16 protein-coding genes are annotated in these 18,209 nt (G+C 34.2%); 6 read left to right on the top strand and 10 right to left on the bottom strand.

The genetic code is table 11. The features are described 5' to 3' along the window. Nucleotide 1: 1 nt before the first annotated feature. The 8 genes from BW936_RS04110 to BW936_RS04075 all read right to left on the bottom strand — a co-directional run bounded on the left by BW936_RS04110 (nt 2) and on the right by BW936_RS04075 (nt 9,983). A complete protein-coding gene (locus tag BW936_RS04110; protein WP_076547038.1) occupies nt 2-4,339 on the bottom strand; it encodes a CusA/CzcA family heavy metal efflux RND transporter in 4,338 nt (1,445 codons plus the stop codon). A 204-nt stretch (nt 4,340-4,543) separates the two neighbouring features. Further along, nucleotides 4,544-4,930 (bottom strand): response regulator, encoded by a 387-nt coding sequence (locus tag BW936_RS04105; RefSeq protein ID WP_076547037.1) that lies wholly within the window; start codon nt 4,928-4,930, stop codon nt 4,544-4,546. A gap of 40 nt (nt 4,931-4,970) precedes the next feature. Further along, a complete protein-coding gene (locus BW936_RS04100; RefSeq protein ID WP_143744050.1) occupies nt 4,971-5,444 on the bottom strand; it encodes a hypothetical protein in 474 nt (157 codons plus the stop codon). A 396-nt stretch (nt 5,445-5,840) separates the two neighbouring features. Continuing rightward, nucleotides 5,841-6,230, bottom strand: coding sequence for a DUF302 domain-containing protein (locus BW936_RS04095; RefSeq protein WP_076547036.1), 390 nt, complete (start codon nt 6,228-6,230; stop codon nt 5,841-5,843). Nucleotides 6,231-6,591: 361 nt separating this feature from the next. Beyond that, on the bottom strand, nt 6,592-7,299 hold the full coding sequence (locus BW936_RS04090) for a rubrerythrin family protein (RefSeq protein ID WP_208611104.1): 708 nt from the start codon (nt 7,297-7,299) through the stop codon (nt 6,592-6,594). A gap of 100 nt (nt 7,300-7,399) precedes the next feature. Beyond that, nucleotides 7,400-7,867: a DUF2231 domain-containing protein gene (locus BW936_RS04085; RefSeq protein ID WP_076547035.1), complete on the bottom strand. Its 468-nt coding sequence runs from the start codon at nt 7,865-7,867 to the stop codon at nt 7,400-7,402. A 77-nt stretch (nt 7,868-7,944) separates the two neighbouring features. Then, nucleotides 7,945-9,279 (bottom strand): HAMP domain-containing sensor histidine kinase, encoded by a 1,335-nt coding sequence (locus BW936_RS04080; RefSeq protein ID WP_244156162.1) that lies wholly within the window; start codon nt 9,277-9,279, stop codon nt 7,945-7,947. 35 nt (nt 9,280-9,314) lie between these two features. Next, a complete protein-coding gene (locus tag BW936_RS04075) occupies nt 9,315-9,983 on the bottom strand; it encodes a response regulator transcription factor (RefSeq protein WP_076547033.1) in 669 nt (222 codons plus the stop codon). 659 nt (nt 9,984-10,642) lie between these two features. On the opposite strand from BW936_RS04075, the gene BW936_RS04070 reads away from it, so the two are divergent. From BW936_RS04070 to BW936_RS04045, 6 genes are all read left to right on the top strand, one after another. Then, nucleotides 10,643-11,128 (top strand): asparaginase domain-containing protein, encoded by a 486-nt coding sequence (locus BW936_RS04070; RefSeq protein ID WP_076547032.1) that lies wholly within the window; start codon nt 10,643-10,645, stop codon nt 11,126-11,128. A 395-nt stretch (nt 11,129-11,523) separates the two neighbouring features. Beyond that, a complete protein-coding gene (locus BW936_RS19830; protein ID WP_244156161.1) occupies nt 11,524-12,063 on the top strand; it encodes a response regulator transcription factor in 540 nt (179 codons plus the stop codon). A gap of 268 nt (nt 12,064-12,331) precedes the next feature. Next, nucleotides 12,332-13,168: an RteC domain-containing protein gene (locus tag BW936_RS04060; RefSeq protein ID WP_076547030.1), complete on the top strand. Its 837-nt coding sequence runs from the start codon at nt 12,332-12,334 to the stop codon at nt 13,166-13,168. Between the two features lie 302 nt (nt 13,169-13,470). Further along, nucleotides 13,471-13,755, top strand: a complete 285-nt coding sequence (locus BW936_RS04055; RefSeq protein ID WP_076547029.1) for a helix-turn-helix domain-containing protein — start codon at nt 13,471-13,473, stop codon at nt 13,753-13,755. Between the two features lie 2 nt (nt 13,756-13,757). After that, entirely contained in the window at nt 13,758-14,510 is a 753-nt protein-coding gene (locus BW936_RS04050) for a hypothetical protein (protein WP_076547028.1), read from the top strand. Then, nucleotides 14,494-15,156: a P-loop NTPase family protein gene (locus tag BW936_RS04045; protein ID WP_076547027.1), complete on the top strand. Its 663-nt coding sequence runs from the start codon at nt 14,494-14,496 to the stop codon at nt 15,154-15,156. Before BW936_RS04050 ends, BW936_RS04045 begins: the two co-directional genes overlap by 17 nt. A 6-nt stretch (nt 15,157-15,162) precedes the next feature. Here the strand turns inward: BW936_RS04045 and BW936_RS04040 are convergent, their stop codons facing one another. Together BW936_RS04040 and BW936_RS04035 are read right to left on the bottom strand one after the other, a co-directional pair. Continuing rightward, nucleotides 15,163-15,957: a cation efflux transmembrane domain-containing protein gene (locus BW936_RS04040; protein WP_084182025.1), complete on the bottom strand. Its 795-nt coding sequence runs from the start codon at nt 15,955-15,957 to the stop codon at nt 15,163-15,165. A 1-nt stretch (nt 15,958) separates the two neighbouring features. Then, nucleotides 15,959-18,145, bottom strand: a complete 2,187-nt coding sequence (locus tag BW936_RS04035) for a TonB-dependent receptor (protein WP_076547026.1) — start codon at nt 18,143-18,145, stop codon at nt 15,959-15,961. Nucleotides 18,146-18,209 lie beyond the last annotated feature (64 nt).

Raw genomic sequence — 18,209 nt, 5'->3', positions numbered from 1 at the left:
TTTAATTGGTTAAATAGTTTAACTCTAAAACGGTATTGTTGTACTTGTTTAAGTTCTGTAAATAATTGATTTCGATGTTTTTTGAACTTTCCAATAGCTGTACATATTGCAAGAAATCTATCTCGCCATTTTGAAATGCTTTTGAAGCGGTTGTTGTTAATTCCTTTGAAAGTTTCTTACCTGTAGTTTCATAATAATCAACCGTTTCTTGATATTTTTTTAAATCAGAAAGAAGGGCATCATAATTTGATTGCAGTTGAATTTTATAATTTTCAAATTCATTAGCCACAATCATAGTTTCGGTTTTTGCGGCATTAATTTTAGATTTGTTTGCTCCAAACCACAACGGTACTGCAACACCCACTTGAAACCCATTGTAGTTTTTTGCATTCACACCATTATTAGTGCCTTGAAATACTGAAAAATGTATATCGGGCAATAGCTTTTGTCGTTCTAACGATAGTGAGGATTTTGCCAAACTTTCTGCTGAATTGTAATACAACATTCCTGGGTGGTTTGTGATATTGAGCTCCTCTAATGCTAGCCATGAAAGTTTGTCTTCACTTACGGTAATCATTGAGTCACTTTGCACCCATTGATTGAGTATGGTATGTGCCCTTGAAACATCCTCATGTGCTTGAGTTAAAGCAATGGCTATTTCTTTTTGCTTGGTTTCTGCCGTAAGTTTTTCCAATAAATTGGTTTCGCCAACATCATACCTCTTCTTTGCAGCACTTGCAAATTGACCGTACAGACTATCTAAATAGGTGTATTGTCTAACCACATTATTGCTGTAAACAATATTATAATAAGCCATATATACTTCTTTGGTCAAAACTCTTTTGTTTAGTTGATATTGCTGTTGCGTCATTCCCACTTTTTGCTTTTCCACTTTGCGCTGTGCACCATAAATGGTAGGAAATTGAAGCGATTGGCTCAATCCAAAAACTTTTAGAGGCAGACCATTTTCGGCAATATTGTTTTGGTCGTAGCCATAGTAAACCTGTGTCTTATCAATATTAATAGCGCTACCTACCAGTTGTTCGGATTGGTTGATTCTTTTTGCGCTAGCTTGAAGTGCTTTATTATTCTCGATTGCCAATTGTAACGTTTGTTCCGCACTTAACGGGTTTTGTTGTGCTTGTCCAAAAATTGGTAAAAACAGTAAAAGCATAATGCTCAACGCCTTTAAATTTACCTTTGTTTTCTTTTTTGGATGATGCCCTTTTCTATCGAACATCGCATATAAAATTGGCAATACTAAAAGCGTTAATGCTGTTGCAGTAATTAAACCACCAACTACTACGGTTGCCAACGGTCTCTGTACTTCTGCTCCAGCAGATGTTGAAATTGCCATAGGCAAAAACCCTAGAGCTGCTGCTGCTGCTGTTAGCAATACAGGGCGTAATCTATTTTTTGTTCCCATTAATATTCGTTTATTGATATTGTTTATGCCGTGTGCTTTTAGTTCTTTAAATTCTTCAATTAATACAATACCGTTTAAAACTGCTATACCAAAAAGCGCAATAAATCCAACACCTGCCGAAATACTAAAAGGTAAATCCCGTATGTACAATAACATCACTCCACCAATAGCGGATAACGGAATGGCACTATAAATCATTAAGGCTTCTTTTACAGAATCGAAAGCAAAGTATAGTAAGACGAAAATCAATATTAAAGCAATTGGTACGGCTACTTTTAATCGTGCTGTTGCAGTTCTTAGGTTTTCAAATTGACCACCGTAACTAACAGAATACCCTGTTGGTATCTTTACATCATTTTCAATGATTGCTTGTACATCTTTCACTACAGACTCTAAATCTCTATTACGAACATTTACACCTACTACGATTCTACGTTTGGTATTATCTCGCGAAATTTTTGCTGGTCCTTTGGTGTACTTTATGGTTGCAAATTCGCTAAGTGGTAATTTTGTTCCATCAGGCAGAGCTACCGATGCTGTTTCTATATTTTCAATATTCTTTCTGTGCGAATCATCAAAACGTATCATTAAATCGAATTGCTTTTCGCCTTCAAATACTGTTCCTGCTGGCATTCCTGCAAAGCCCATCGTGATGACTTTATTTAAGTCTTCAATGTTCATTCCGTATTTAGCGATTTTTTGTCGGTCATATTTTACTGACATTTGTGGCAGACCAGCAGTTTTTTCAACTGAAATATCCGCAGCTCCTTCTACATTCTGAATCGCTTTTTCTATCTCTAATGCTTTTCTGTACAAGACATCTAAATCTTCTCCAAAAATCTTAATAGCTAAATCTGCTCTAACTCCTGTAATCAATTCATTGAATCGCATTTCGATAGGTTGAGTAAATTCAAAATCTACACCTGCGATTTCGTTAGATAAGGCTTCTTTAAATTTATCCGCCAGTTCATCCTTAGATTCCGCAGATGTCCATTCGCCTTTTGGTTTCAGTTTTATGATAACATCACTTTCTTCCATAGACATTGGGTCTGTGGGTACTTCTGCAGCACCTATTCTACTCACTACTTGTTCCACTTCAGGGAATTTTTTTAGTATTTTTTCTATCTGCGTAGTAGCTTCAATGGTTTTGCTTAATGATGTTCCTGTTTTTAATACGGGTTGAATTACAAAATCGCCCTCATCTAAGGTTGGCACGAACTCGCCACCCATTCTTGTGAATAAAAATCCTGTAAAAATTAGTAAACCGATAGCCATACCTAATACTAATTTCTTTTTACGCAATGCCCAAGCAATAGTAGGCTGGTATTTATCTTCTAAAAAAGAAATCAATCGAGACGATATGGTTTTCTTCTCCGTATTATTTGGTTTAATAAATAGAGAAGCCATTACTGGTATATAGGTAAAACACAATACCATTGCTCCAATAAGAGCAAAACAGAATACTAATGCCATTGGGCGAAACATTTTTCCTTCAACGCCTACTAAAGATAGAATTGGGATAAAAACAATGATGATGATTAGTTGTCCGAATACAGCTGAATTCATCATTTTAGTTGCACCTTGATACGTAATTGTATCTATTAAACCTTGTCTTTCATTTTTAGGAAGTGCTAATAATTTGGCTCGCTGACTGGTAATTTTAAAGGCGATGAACTCGACTATAATTACTGCCCCGTCAATGATAATTCCGAAGTCAATTGCACCTAAACTCATTAAATTGGCATCTACACCAAAAATGTACATCAGCGACAGCGCAAATAGAAGACATAAAGGAATTACGGAAGCTACGACCAGACCAGAGCGCCAGTTTCCTAAAAGCAATACCACTACAAAAATTACGATTAAACAACCTAAAATTAGGTTTTCTGCAATGGTAAATGTTGTTTTCGCAATTAGCTCGCTACGTTCTAAAAAAGGATTGATGGAAATTCCTGGCGGTAAAGAAGATTGAATCTCTGATACACGTTGCTTAACAGCTTCAATAACAGCATTTGAGTTCGCATCTTTAAGCATCATTACTTGCCCAAGGACTTTTTCGCCTTCGCCATTTCCTGTGATGGCTCCAAAACGATTTGCGTGACCAAAGCCTACAGTAGCAATATCGCGAACATAAACAGGCACATCCCCTTTCTTTAGTACTACGATATCCTCAACATCTCTTATTGAACTTACTAGTCCTTCGCCTCTAATAAAATAACTTTCATTGATTTTTTCGATATAACCACCTCCGGCTACACTATTGTTTTTTTCGAGAGCGGAAAAAACATCAAAAATAGAAACATCCATAGCACGAAGTCGCTCAGGGTTTACAGCAACTTCATAAGTTTTTAAATAGCCACCCCAGGTATTCACTTCTACAACACCAGGAATTCCTGAAAGTTGACGTTTTACAACCCAATCTTGAATGGTACGTACATCTGATAGTGAATATTGGTCTTTATGTTTGTCATCTACATCAATAACATATTGATAGATTTCTCCCAGACCTGTAGAAACAGGGCCCATAAAAGGTTTGCCAAAACCTGCGGGAATTTTTTCTTCTGCGCTTTTAATCTTTTCAGCAATAAGCTGACGTGGTAAATACGTACCCATTTCATCCTCAAATACAATGGTAACTACCGATAAGCCAAACTTAGAAATAGAACGAATTTCTTTCACACCTGGCAAGTTTGCCATTTCTAATTCTACTGGATAGGTCAAGAATTTCTCTACATCTTCAGTAGCTAAATTTCTTGAAGTTGTAATAACCTGTACTTGGTTATTGGTTACATCGGGAACTGCTCCAATAGGAATATTGGATAGGGAATACAAGCCAAATCCTACGATTCCGGCAGTAAATAAGAGTACAATAAGTTTGTGATGAATACTGTACTGGATAATACGTTCTAACATTTTGAGGTGGTTTATTAAAAATAATGGTCAAATGTAATATTGGTATCTAAGTGTATTCTAAGGCATTTCTTAAGATTGGCTTAAGAAAGCTTTTGCCTCTAAAAAAAGCAAAGGTCTTGAGAGTTCTCAAGACCTTTACAGCTATTACCGCAATTAGATTTTTATAAACCTAAATGATTGGAAAACGCAATATTACTTTTCCTCCTAAGAAAAAATTCGAGTAATACTATTTTTACTAACTGGCTTATTAAAATATTCCTTAATAAGTGTGTGCGTTTTTACCAAATTTCGGTCTTCAGGATTGGAAAATGTAGAAATAATATAAATATCGATTTTATCAAAAAGCTCTGGAACTTTTTTCAACTCATTGAGGAACAACCAGCCGCTCATTTCTGGCATTACTATGTCAACTAACAATTTATCCGGTAGTCTAATATTATTGCTTTGATATTCAAGTAAATGCTCCAGGACTTCGAGAGGATTGTAAAATGAAACAACCCTACAATTTCCAAATGACTGTTCTATTGAATATAAAATAGCAAATTGTGAAACCATATCATCATCCAAAACCCATATTACTTTTTCTTTCATTTACTGAATTCTGAACAGGTTTGCATCAGCACGTATTAATTTATATGGCGGACTTTTCCAAAGGGGTAATGTCTATTATTCTATTGGCTTCAAGTACACTTTTACCATACCTCGAAAAAAAATAATGGTTCTCAAAAAAGTTAAGGTGCTGTAGTTTCCATTCTTCATCCATTTGGCGTGAACCCAAGAATAAACCCCATTCTTTTTGTAAGGCTAGGCTCTTTTCATAGGCATTTGGTCCCGCCAAATAGGCAAGGTCAGCATCGCACATAATCTTCTCCGCCATACTTTTGGGCTTTTGAGGTATTTGGGTTGCAAGAATGCATTTAATAACCACTTCAATTTTCTCTATAGGATAATGGTGCATTTTTAGAAATTCCAACGCATTTGCTGCACCAATATATTCGTGTCCCATGTAAAGCTTGGCAATACCAGTATCTTGAAATAGGGACGCTATTAGTAGTGGTTCTTGTTCCTCAAAACTCAAACCTTCATAGGTCGCAATTTTTTTCACATTTTCAAAAACCTCCAAAGTATGTCTCACATTATGAAACGGTAGCCACTTACAGCGACTTAATTTCAAAATGTTAGTACAATGTTCCTTGGCGATTTTAATTAATGGTTTCACAAGAATCAATTGGTTTATATAATTTTGAGTACATTGGTCTTTGAGAATTTTGAAAAACCAGATTCCCACAGATTAGAATTGCTTTTGCGGTCATTACAACTTAATAGTTTGTCAAACTGATTAGGTTGCAAGTTTACTGCATATGCTTAAAACAATTTAAAAGATGAAAGTCCCACATTAGTAATCAAATAATTTCTAATTATTGAGTGTTAGGATATCAAAAAAATAAGATTGTCGTATTTAAGATGAAAACTTACCTAGCATCACTCCTGTAGAATTTATCTATAGATTTTCAATAACCCTTTTTAACTTATCACTTACCTCTACTGCTATATCTCCTAAAGATTTATTCTTGACAGAAACCATTGAAGATATAGGGTTTACTGCGGATATTTCGATATTACCTGGTTCCTTTTCTTGAATTATAACATTACAAGGAAGCATTGTGCCTATTTTATCTTCGGCCTGTAATGCTTTGTAAGCAAATGAAGCGTTACAAGCTCCTAAAATCTTATAGTTATAGAAATTTACATCTAATTTATTTTTCAAAGTTGATTTTAAATCAATTTCTGTAAGAACGCCAAACCCTTCTTTTTGAAGCTCTTTAATTGTTTTATCAGCTGCTTCATCAAAGGTTGAATTGCTCATTGAAGTTTTAAAGTAATATTCCATTTTTATTTATTTTATATTATTCCTTTTAGCTGTTTGTAGATAAAAGCATTAAAATTATTCTTTATTTTTCTTAAAATTCTAAAACAAAAGCCCCGAGAAGTCTCAAGGCTTTTGCAGCTATTAACCAATAAACACTAACCAAAAAATTTAAGGTTAAAGGGGATTCTTTTTTCTTTTTCAATAGCTATGCTACTAATTCCTCGATAAAAATAGTGTTAAAATATTAAGGTTATCTAAAGAGATTCTTAAGATTGGCTTAAAAGAAATTTAAAGCATTTTTATATATTGTTCCGATAAAACAAAAGCCCTGAAATAATTCCAAAGCCTTTGTCAATCAACACTAACCATCAATCAAAAACTATTATAGCTTATCTACTTTTATAAATAATTTAGAGTCGGTCATAGATATTTCACAACGTGAAGGCGCAGTTGTTGCATAGGTGTTACCGCAAGTTGGGCATAAGTAATAGACAGATGGCAACGAACTAACTTTTGCATCTTCCAAAGCTTTTAGGGCAGTTATATAAAAATCTCTATGTTTTTGCTCTACTTTATAAGCATACGTTAAACTTATCTGTGCCATATAATTACCTGCTGCATTGGCATCCTTTATAAATGCTGGATACATTGTATTAAACTCATAGCTCTCTCCTTCAATCGCGTTTTTTAAATTTTCCATTGTAGAGCCTACTGTAAATTCTGGTGTAACTTTTGGGATTTCTTCTCCCATTCTTTGTAAAACTACCTTATGATTGTTAGCATGAATTAATTCTGCTCCTGATGCTGCTTTAAAAAGCATAGCAATTTGTGGATAGCCTTCTTCTTTTGCTTTTTTACTGAAAGCAGCATACTTTGCATTTGCTGTTGTCTCCCCTGTGAAAGCATCTTTCATATGCTGAATGGTCAATTTTTGTGGGTCTTCATTTTCCTCCGCTTTTCCCATATCCTTCAAGGCCATTTCTTTAGATGATTTTACTTCAATTTTATCTACGGAATTGTCTTTACAAGATTGAAAAAGCATACTTGAAAGTACCATTCCAATTACTACTACTAATACTGATTTTTTCATTTTATTTATTTTTAAATTATTATAATTTTTTGAGTAAATGTATTTCTACAATTCGAGGTTGCTCTTTGCTACACCTTAAGAATTGCTTAAAATTGTATTATTACTCACTTGGTTGTTCTCCAAAATCCGGAAGTGCCAATTCAATTCCAGCTCCGTGTTGAAATACCAATTGACCACCTAGATATCCTGTTCTAGCAACAGAACCCACTAAAGCGGCGAAAAGAACAATACCTGCCCATTTAGTCCAAGATTTGTTATACTTAAAATAATATATGGCAACCCGATATAAAGCAGTAATTATTGCAAGCCACAATGTTATAGTTGCAGCTTCTTCGTGAAGTTCCATAGGTGTTTGAAGGATTCCGTCGGTCATTCCATCTCCTGCAGAGCTACCGCTGATATAAGCGACAATAGCACTTAATGAGCCTAATAGTAAAAGATAAAACGCAGCATTTTTAAAAAAATGTTTTTTGCTAAAAAGAGCTATGATTTCGGATAAGAAACCAACAAAAATTAAGGCTATCGGGAAGTGGATAACCATTGCGTGAATGTGTGGTGCTGTTAGCATTTTGATGTGATTTTAAATTACACACCAAATGTATTTCAGTCATTTAAAGTTTGTCTGAAGTAAAACTTAAGATTGGCTTAAAAGATAATAGTAAAAGTTGTACCCAATCCAAATTCACTTTCTACGTCAATTTTAGCATTGATAGCATCAGCTGCTTTTTTTGCGATGGACAGCCCTAATCCATTACCCGAAATGTTTTTGTGGTTGAGCGCATCTGACCTGAAGAAATTATTGAACAAGTTGCTCAAATCTTCTTTTTTAATGCCTATACCTTCATCTTGAATTTTACAGATTATTTTAGAATCTGACTGTGTTATTGAAATATAAACCTTAGTTGCGTTTTTAGCATATTTTACCGCATTACCAATAATATTTTCAAGGATTAGATTTGAAAAATATTGAGGCACTAAAGTTTCATTATTAATATCATTTTTAAAGCTTATCGATAGCTTTTTTTCTGATATTTTGTTTTTGTGCCTTGAAAGAATTTCATCTATTATGGTCGCCAAAGGCATCAAGGATTCATCTGCTGCATTTGTACTAGTATCCAATCTTGCCAATAGTAATAGTTGTTCTATTGTGGCCGTCATTCTATCTATTTCTGTAAGACTAAATTTAATTTTGTCTTCATATTCTGCCCGTTCTCTTGGTTTACGAATTAAAACTTCCAATGTTCCTTTTAAGGTTGCCAAAGGTGTGCGTAGCTCATGAGAAGCATCCGAAGTAAATTGACGTTCCCTTTCCAAGGCATTCTCGATACGCTGCAATAAATCGTTGATACTGGAAGACAAATCGAACAATTCGTCTTTATTTTGAGGCAATGCCACACGTTCGTTTAAGTTATTCCTAGTAATTCTATTGGTGGTTTCCGTTACGCTTTTTACCGGAATGATGCTTCTGCCAGCAATAAATTTAGAAATAAAATAGAGGCTCGCCAAAAGTAATAAATAGACAAGCAGTAAAATATTCCTTAAATTATACAGTACCATTTGCGATGCTTCCAATGACATAGCAGCGACTATAAAACCTTTTATTTTACCGTTTTCTTCAATGGGTAATTGTACTTGTCTTATGGGTCTTTCATTTAAAATATCATTATAATGCCCTCCATAATTCGATTTTGGATGGAAAGCAAGCTCGTCTTCTTTTAAATTTGGCGATTTGTCCATATACATACCGTTTTTATCTAAAATCTGAATAAAAACCGGGTTTACTTGAACCTCTCTATGCTCGCGTTCTTCCCACTCTTTTTTGTTTTTTATTTTGACGCTGTCGCCTACCACTTTTATTTCTTCCGTGTGTTTTTCTGCTTCAAAAGACAGGTCGTTATCCAAATTTTGATAGACCACACCTTGTACTACAAAATAAACCGCTGTAAAAGCAACTGCCATTATGATTGCAGTCGCAATCATATAATGTAATGCTATTCTATTTCTAAAACTTAAATTCATAGTTCCTTTGCAATGTACCCTACACCTCTAACCGTTTGGATGTAATTCTCTTCTTTTCCTAGTTTAAGCTTATTGCGCAGCGCATTGATGAACACGTCAATTACGCCTGTATTATAATCGAAATGAATGTCCCATACACTTTCAATGATTCTTGACCTACGGCAAACCAATCCTTTGTTTCGTATAAGATATTCCAATAAGGCAAATTCTTTTTGGGTCAGCGCTATTTCTTCTTCAGCTTTAAAAACTTGATGTGTTGATGTATTGAGCGTGATATTTCCTAATTTAAAGACGGAATGTTCTCCAGATTTTGGGCGTAGTTGTACTTTAATGCGTTCTAGAAGCTCTTCAAAATGAAAAGGCTTTTTTATATAGTCATTCGCACCCGTTTGAAGTCCGAAAATGGTTTCATCTACGGTGTCTTTTGCTGTTAAAAAGATAACTGGTGTGTCTTTAAAATCCTTACGGAATTGGCGACAGATTTCGATACCACTAACACCTGGCACCATCCAATCTAACAACAATAAATCGTATTCTCCAGAAAGTGCCATTTCAAGCCCTTTTTTGCCTTCTTCGGCAATGTCCACAGCATAACTCTCTTCCTCCAAGCCTTGCTTGAGGAAATTAAATATACCTGGTTCATCTTCTACTATTAAAATTCTCATGGCGCAAAAGTTACGATTTATAATTAAGTTAAGATTTGGTTTTTCTTAAGATTGGCTTAAATTTCATTAAATATTACCTGACTATCTTATTGGCTACGATTAATTAATTTACGCTTCTCAAATTCCCATATCTAGCTAAAGCTTCTGTCGTTTGTTGGTACTTCTAAAAACACATCAACGCCTGGAAATCATATCTTTCTACAATTTCTTATTATGTATTGTCAATTAAATAGAAATGAAGTATTTCAGGAATTTCAAGAACAATACAAAAGCCATTAACAAAACAATAATGGTAAGTACCGCAATCCATACTATTTTGTCTTTAGTGGTAATGTTGCTTTTTACAATTTTTTTCTTTTTATTTTCTTGATAAAGTTTTTTTCGCCTTTTTTTTGACATAAAAACGTATTTTTTCTGTTCTCAATTTTCCACACATTATAACCTGACTACATTAGGTATTTAAATAAATACTAGAACAAATTCTAAAGACTTGTAAGTAGTGATAAGTCAGCAAAAAAAACCGTTTTTAATTAAGTTAAGATGTAGGTTTTCTTAAGATTTACTTAAGATAATTGAGAATCGATTAACAGTATAAAACTTACATTAACTTTACAAATTCAAGACGTTTAGTTTTTTAAATCATCATAAAGCACATTGAAATGATTACAATATTAACTACTGGCGGAACTATAGAAGGACTGGATTACGTGGGCGATAAGGAAATCAAAAAAACGAATGTATCTATTGCAGATTTTCTTAAAACTGCCAACGTAGAATTTCAATATAATATTGAGAGTGTTTTTAAAAAAGACAGTCGAGATATTAATGATGATGACAGGGAACTATTAAGACTTAAGATTGAAGAAACCAAAACAAGAAAAATATTAATAACACACGGTACTTTTACTATGGCAGCTACCGCAAAATATTTAGGAAAACTAAACTTGGAAAAAATCATTGTTTTAGTAGGTTCTTTCATATTAGGGTCATCTGAAAAAACAGATGCCCCATTTAATTTAGGATATGCAATCAGCTCATTACAATTTCTAAACCCAGGCGTTTATATTGCTATGAACGGGAAAATTTTTCTTTGGAACAATGTTTCAAAGAACTTAGAAACCAACAAATTTGAGCGTAATGAATAGTGTTAACAAAAATGTTTGGAACATCATTACATTGGACAACGTTTTTCTATCTTTTAATAGATATACTCATAGTATTGCTTACACTTTACTTCTCAAAAAAGAGAGTACGCACTAGTTTTAAGCGCTTTTTAATTCTTGGCCTGCTATTTATAACCTACAACCTTACGGGCGGATTACTGCCATATGATAGTTTTCCTGGACCACTTATCCTTCAGTATATTATTACGTATGGCGTAGCCATGACACTATGTGTTTTTATTATTTATTACCTATACAAAGAATATGATATTGTCGTTTTAAAATTCAATTCTTCTATCCGTAACCTCGCTATATTTACTACCAGTAGTTACATTATACTATTTTTAGTGCCCTACTTTCTTACCAACTCGTTAATCTTGGCAAGACTATTATTTACAATTCCCATTTCTGTGGCTATTATTATTTTTCTATTCATATTTTATAACCGAATTTCCAACCCTCGTAATGCTAATGCCTTTATTTTAAGAAGAAATAAATTATCTATGATAAGCGTAGGATGCATAGCGTTATTACCTATCTGCACAGCTATTGGCGATTATCAATGGTTTACATTTAGTGTAATGAATATGGCTTTTTTCGCTATAACTGCTATAGAAATAGACAGGTATTTATTTTTCATTGAAAACAATACTAGAATGTACGAAGTGTTTGCTTTTCAGAAAAAGCAAAGAGACAGCACAGTACAACGTAAAATAATCTATGAAGATTTAACCAGAAGAGAGATTGAAGTTGCCTTATCAATATTAAGCAATTTGAGTTATAAAAATATAGCTAAGGATTTGTCTATTGCTGAAAGCACCGTATCAAAACACGCTTCAAATATCTTTAAAAAAACAGGGGTTAAAAATAGACGAGAATTTTTAAAGCGTTTTCGAAAAAGAAAACAAATAAAATAAAGAAGCCTTAAAAACACTATGTTTATTACTCATTTAAAATATTCCGTACAAAAATACGGTTGTGCCGTAAGTATATACGGTTAGTTTACTTTGTACTAATTTATTTTTAATCTACATTACCATTAATTACAACAGCTTCTATAGTATACCTATCTCGGCTAGAAATGAGGCTTTCATAAATGGGAAGTTAACAGAACTATGAAAATAACTTTTCAAACCTATCAACCAAAACCTAAGATTATGATTTCCAATTCTAATTCGCCTACTTATGGATTTACTTTTACTATCAAAAAAACTACTTCAGGATCTGGATGAGATAAAAATTCAAAACCTTACTATTTTAGAAAAGGCACACCAATCTATTAAGGTTTGCCGAAATGTGTTGTGGGTTTTCAAAAAAAAAGTCCTCTCTAAAGGGTTTAAAACTATAAAAGATGAAATAAAATTCTTCAAAGAAGTAAAACAAGTTCCGCTTATTCAGCTAATCTACTTTTCAGAAATCTATTCCTTTGAAATTCAACTTCCAAAAGGCGATAAGCATTCTCAACTAAAAGCCATAAAGAAAAAAATCAATAAGTTTAATCGCTTTTTCCTATACAACATTGACTTTGGTCGATACATCAATTCTGGCGCTACTCATTTCGACAAGGAATACTACACGAGGGATTATCTGGACACTTTTCATATCACGACCTCAAAATTTTACTTTCAAGACCCAGAATTCTGCACGCCAAGAGATATGCTACTTGGTAAGTACAGAGCTTATTACTCATTGGTGCACTATATGGCAGAGAAAAAGCGCAGCCTAAAAAATAATTTGAACGGTAAATCAATTATTAACGAGCCGATTGAAAAATTGCATTGGCCATTTTCAAACACCGATTATGTTGAATTTGTATATGCCTTGTGTGCAAAAGGATTAGGAAAAAAGGACAATCAAAGCATAATGCAAGTGTCTAAAAAACTACAACAGCTATTTGATTTTGAACCAAAAGATATTTATAAGACCTATCAGGACATTAAAAACAGAAAAAATAGCAGAACGCTTTTTTTGGACCAACTTTCTACATCATTAATCATAGAAATGGATAAAAGTGAAGTGTGATTTTTTCTTCAACCCCTTATTTTACTGATGAAATATAACCGTACTACGGTTGACCTACGGTAATTCAATTTTTTAATGAATTTTGCTCTTTTTGCTTTTGTAAAAGCGTACTTACACGCATCAAAATCAACCAAACAGCATCAAATTTCAAAATGTTAAATTTTGACCGTAGTACGGTTGTACTGGGGAATAAAATCCATTAAACCTATTCAAATTTGTAGAACGAAAGTCAAATCAGGTTAGGGGCTATCAAATTAAGTGACAGTAATGCGATAGTCCTTTTCCATTAAAACCGTTCTATTATGCCGACAAGTATTATTACAACAGACGACCTTCGAGACTTCAAATTAGAATTGCTCGATGACATTAAAAAACTACTATCAAAAGAAGCAACAGGAAAACTCAAAAAATACCTCAAATCTTCTGAGGTTATGGATTTACTTCAGGTAAGTCCAGGTACTCTTCAAAACCTTCGCATCAATGGCACATTGCCCTATACCAAAGTAGGTGGTATCATCTATTACGATGCCGAAGAAATACAAAGTATAATGACAGCCAACCGTGTGCAGCACAGTTTAAAATCTTGATGATGAACTATATAAAGCTACTTAATGCGGCTTTTGAAAAGTTCTATTTTGATGACCGCCTAAATCCTACCCATATTAGTTTGTATATGGCCTTATTTCAAGAATGGAACAGTAGCCGCTTTATAGATGAATTTTATGTAAACCGCAGGGATTTAATGCGCGTAGCTAAAATCGGTTCAAAATCTACCTATCATCGCTGCATAAAAGAATTAGATGCTTGGGATTATCTATCCTATTTCCCATCCAACAATCCGTATAAAGGAAGCAAAATCAAGATGTCCATTATCGGTACAAGTGATGAACCAGATATGGGACGGTACAATCCCACATTAGAACAGCTTGCGGAACAGTATCATCCCATACGTGAACCACTTGTGGGACAGCACCATCCCACAAACGGACAAGTTGTGTACCAACACCGTCCCATAGGTGGACAAGCATTGGTATCTACTATAAACAATACCAAACAAGAAAACAATATAAAACAACCAAAGGGCTGGCAGGCCGTTTTTGATTTTTTTATTGAAAAAAGTTTTGATGCTGATGAAGCAAAAAAATTCTTTGCCCATTATGAAACTCATAATTGGCAAACGAGCGATGGAAAAGAAATTCGGGATTGGCGTGCTTTAGCTAAAAACTGGATGGATAGAACCGAATTGTTCAATCAAGAAAACAAATCAAACTTAAAACAAGCGTCCCAAATCAAGGACAACTTGCGAACCACTAAAAACAAAGATTATGGACAACCCCTCTAAAATTACCGAAGGTGGTGTGGAATATTCACTCGGAAAGTTTGATGGCAAAAGCGTTCTTTACGATTTTGACAAAATCTTGATTTATCTAAATGCAAAGGGAATGAAACTCTTTGGTCAGCAATTTAGAATCTATGATGAAGACACCGTTATCATTCGCAAACTTTGCCATTATTTCATCAAGGACAAAGAAAATTGTGAAAAGAACGGAATTGATATCGACAAAGGTATTTTACTTTCTGGACCAGTAGGATGCGGAAAAACAACGCTGATGAAACTACTGCGCCATATTGTACCAATGCAAAGGCCTTACGAAATGATTCCTTGCAGGAACGTAACCTTCAGTTTTAATCACTTGGGTTTTAAAACAGTCGAGGAATATGGTAACACCAAATTTTACTGCTTTGATGATTTGGGCGTGGAACCATCTGGCAGATTCTACGGAAAGGATTTAAACGTGATGGGCGAAGTATTATTATCTCGATACGAACTCTACCTACAGACCAAGCACAAAATCAAAACGCACGCAACTACCAATCTTAATGCTGAGGAACTGGAAGAACGCTATGGCAATCGCGTTCGTAGCAGAATGCGGGAACTGTTTAATTTGATTGCTTTTGATAAGGGTGCTGGGGATAAGAGGAAGTAAGATAAATTACTTGCTCAATTTCAGAATGCGAAACGCTCCTTGGACTACCAAAATAAAGACTATTGTTCCAACAATTAAGTCTGGTTTATTTGAATTTAACCAATTGACTAAAACTCCTGCGATAATCACTCCCAAATTGATAACTACATCATTTGAAGTAAAAATCATACTCGCTTTCATATGTGCCTCTTCTTTACTCTTTGATTTTTGTAAAATGTAAAGACAAATTCCATTTGCGATAAGCGCAAAAATCGAAACGATAATCATTGTTGAAAAATCGGGAAGTTTCTCGGCTCCGAAAAATCTTCTCAATACTTCCACAAATCCGATAACCGCAAGTGTAATTTGAAAATAGCCTGCAATCCTGGCTATTCGCTTTTTCCTTATCAGAGTTCCGCCAACAGCAAACAAACTAATTCCATAAACAAGACTGTCCGCAAGCATATCAAGGCTATCGGCAACAAGTCCCATAGATTTTGATATAATTCCTGTTGTCATCTCAATGATAAAAAAGGCAAAATTTATCGCCAATACAATCCAAAGTAGCTTTTTTTGATTGTTGTTTTCTTCAAAATCTTTTTCGTCGGTTTGTTCAGTCGAGATTTTCTTCCCACCTAAATTCAGTTCCATAATCGACTTTTCAATTAGGTCAGTCTGTCCGTCGTGAAAAACGGTCAGTTTTCTATTAGCTATGTCAAAGTCAAGATTTTTAATTTCTGAAATTCCATCCAATTTCATTCGGATTAGATTTTCCTCTGAAGGACAATCCATCTTACTGATTTCAAATACTGTTTTGTTGATTTTAGTCGTCATCTTCGTTTCCAAAAGGTTTAATAATTACTCCTACGCTAAGAATAAATCCATCTGTTGGTGCATAAATTTCGGGAAATACTGGATTGTCGTGTGGTGGCAAAACCAAAGGTGAAAACCTGCTTTGTCTTCTGTCCGTAAAGTTTTCAAAATTCGTGAAAATTGTTCCCCATTTAAAATTACGCATTGCCACAAAACCCATCGTAACAAAATCTGTGGTTTCTGTGCCATTAGACGAAAATTGTTTTCCTGTGTAAAAAGTTTCGTAACCTATTCGCCATTTTTCAGATTCGTACATCAACACACTTCCTGCATTGTGTTTTGCGGTTAAAGGCTTTTGAGGATTTCCAGCCAAATAGTTCAATTTAGTGTCTATAAGAGCGTAATTTAAAAACCATCTAAAATCTTTATAAGTAAACTTTATGTTGGTCTCTAATCCTTTACTCAAAATTTCATCGGTTGCATTTTCAAATGCAAACAAACCGTTATTCGTACTATTCAATAGCAAACCGTTGTTAATTGCTGTTACATAAAAAAGCTGATTAATAGAAAAACCTACAGTTTCAAATAACCTCGTTTGGTAGTTGACATCAAAATTAACACCATAAGACCGTTCTGCTTTAAGTGCTGATTTATCTATGGCGAGAACATTTTCAAAGTTTATAAATTCAGCCTCTTCGGTAAAAATATCTGGTATTTTGTAACCTAATCCGCCACCAATTCTGCTTGAAAATCCGCTGTCGTTTTTTTTATAAAGTAATGAAACTTTTGGAAGTGGAAAAAACCCGAAATCGGTATTGTAGTCTGCTCTTAAACCCGTTTCTAAAATCCAATTATCTGAAATATCGTAGATGTTGTTTACAAATGTTCCATACGTAACATCTGTTTGGTCACGTTGTAATTGTGAATTATCATTTTCATCGAAATTTGATGTGTACAAATTTGCACCCAAAATCCAATCGGTTTTTTTAGATGCCTTTTGATAGTTAATTTCCGTAAATGTATTGGTTTGTTTACCGTCAAAACTGAAATCGGGAATAGACAATTTTCTATCGAAAAATGAGATGCTATTTTTGATGTTTAATGAACTCACGGAATCTATCTTTGTTTCATAAACCGCTTGACTGCTCAACCTTTTAGAAATATTTTCTTCTGTATATTGATGAATTCCATTTTCGCCACTTTCAATTTTTGTTATGTCGCCACCAATTCTGTCGTCATACGTTCCATTTAGTCCAATCCAAAATGTTGTTTTCTCGGATGGATAATAAAAAAACTTGGGGTTGAATGAAATAGAAGTAGTTTGTGGCAAATTACTAAAACCATCATCTTCTGGGTCGTACACTTTTTGGTAATGACCAGAACCGTATAGAGAAATCCCAACCTTTTCGTTCCGTTTACTGTAAAATACATTCGCTGTACTTCCCAAAGCTTGTGTTTGGGTTAACATAATATCCAATGCAGGTTCTTCGTCAGGTGTTTTTGAAACCATATTTATCAAACCTGCAATAGCTCCACCACCATATAGTGTTGATGAACTTCCTTTAATTATTTCAAATTGTTGCAAGTCTAAAGGTGGAATTTGTAAAATACTCAAACCGCTGGAAAACCCACCATACAAAGGAAATCCATCTCTCAAAAGTTGTGTGTATCGTCCATCGAGTCCTTGAATTCTAATGTTGGTGTTACCACTACTTAACGAGGTTTGTTGCATTTGTATTCCTGTACTTTCTCGAAGCACCATTGAAATATTGGTCGGATTCATTACTGCTTTTTCGCTTAATTCTTCCGCTCCAATAAATTCAATTCTCGTGGGAATTTTTCTAACCGTTCGAGTACTTCTTGAAGATTGAATAACGACTTCATCCAATTCATTCCCTCCCGATTCGAGTTTGAATGAAAAAACTTTTTTTGTACCAACTTCAATAGTTGTTTCTATGGTTTTGAAACCTACGTATGAAATTTTGATAATATGGTTTCCGTCTGGAATTTCTGTGAACGTTGCGATTCCGTCAAAATCGGTAACCGCTCCTTTTTCAAGCTCTTCGAAATAAACTGTTGCTCCAAGTAATGGCTGGTTGGTTTCTGAATCTGTAATGAAAATAGAAATATCGCTGTTCTGTGCAAAAGAAATAAATGATATAACGAAAAATAATGAAGTTGAAAATGCTTTTACCATCTGCTAATTCTGTTTTTAAGAATAGTACAAATGTAAATTGCTTTTAGTGCAACTCGATTGCAAA

It is taken from the genome of Maribacter ulvicola (assembly GCF_900155985.1).
Lineage (GTDB): Bacteria > Bacteroidota > Bacteroidia > Flavobacteriales > Flavobacteriaceae > Maribacter > Maribacter ulvicola.
The sequence above is the reverse complement of the archived record's forward strand: the minus strand, read 5'-3'. Positions and strand labels throughout refer to the sequence as shown.

What these genes read in the sequence shown, in the direction of transcription:
- BW936_RS04055 (WP_076547029.1), top strand. Translation starts at nt 13,471, where the DNA reads ATGCCGACAAGTATTATTACAACAGACGACCTTCGAGACTTCAAATTA.
- BW936_RS04105 (WP_076547037.1), bottom strand. Translation starts at nt 4,930, where the DNA reads ATGAAAGAAAAAGTAATATGGGTTTTGGATGATGATATGGTTTCACAA.
- BW936_RS04080 (WP_244156162.1), bottom strand. Translation starts at nt 9,279, where the DNA reads ATGATTGCGACTGCAATCATAATGGCAGTTGCTTTTACAGCGGTTTAT.
- BW936_RS04045 (WP_076547027.1), top strand. Translation starts at nt 14,494, where the DNA reads ATGGACAACCCCTCTAAAATTACCGAAGGTGGTGTGGAATATTCACTC.
- BW936_RS04075 (WP_076547033.1), bottom strand. Translation starts at nt 9,983, where the DNA reads ATGAGAATTTTAATAGTAGAAGATGAACCAGGTATATTTAATTTCCTC.
- BW936_RS04060 (WP_076547030.1), top strand. Translation starts at nt 12,332, where the DNA reads ATGGATTTACTTTTACTATCAAAAAAACTACTTCAGGATCTGGATGAG.
- BW936_RS04110 (WP_076547038.1), bottom strand. Translation starts at nt 4,339, where the DNA reads ATGTTAGAACGTATTATCCAGTACAGTATTCATCACAAACTTATTGTA.
- BW936_RS04085 (WP_076547035.1), bottom strand. Translation starts at nt 7,867, where the DNA reads ATGCTAACAGCACCACACATTCACGCAATGGTTATCCACTTCCCGATA.
- BW936_RS04050 (WP_076547028.1), top strand. Translation starts at nt 13,758, where the DNA reads ATGAACTATATAAAGCTACTTAATGCGGCTTTTGAAAAGTTCTATTTT.
- BW936_RS04070 (WP_076547032.1), top strand. Translation starts at nt 10,643, where the DNA reads ATGATTACAATATTAACTACTGGCGGAACTATAGAAGGACTGGATTAC.
- BW936_RS04090 (WP_208611104.1), bottom strand. Translation starts at nt 7,299, where the DNA reads ATGAAAAAATCAGTATTAGTAGTAGTAATTGGAATGGTACTTTCAAGT.
- BW936_RS04095 (WP_076547036.1), bottom strand. Translation starts at nt 6,230, where the DNA reads ATGGAATATTACTTTAAAACTTCAATGAGCAATTCAACCTTTGATGAA.
- BW936_RS04035 (WP_076547026.1), bottom strand. Translation starts at nt 18,145, where the DNA reads ATGGTAAAAGCATTTTCAACTTCATTATTTTTCGTTATATCATTTATT.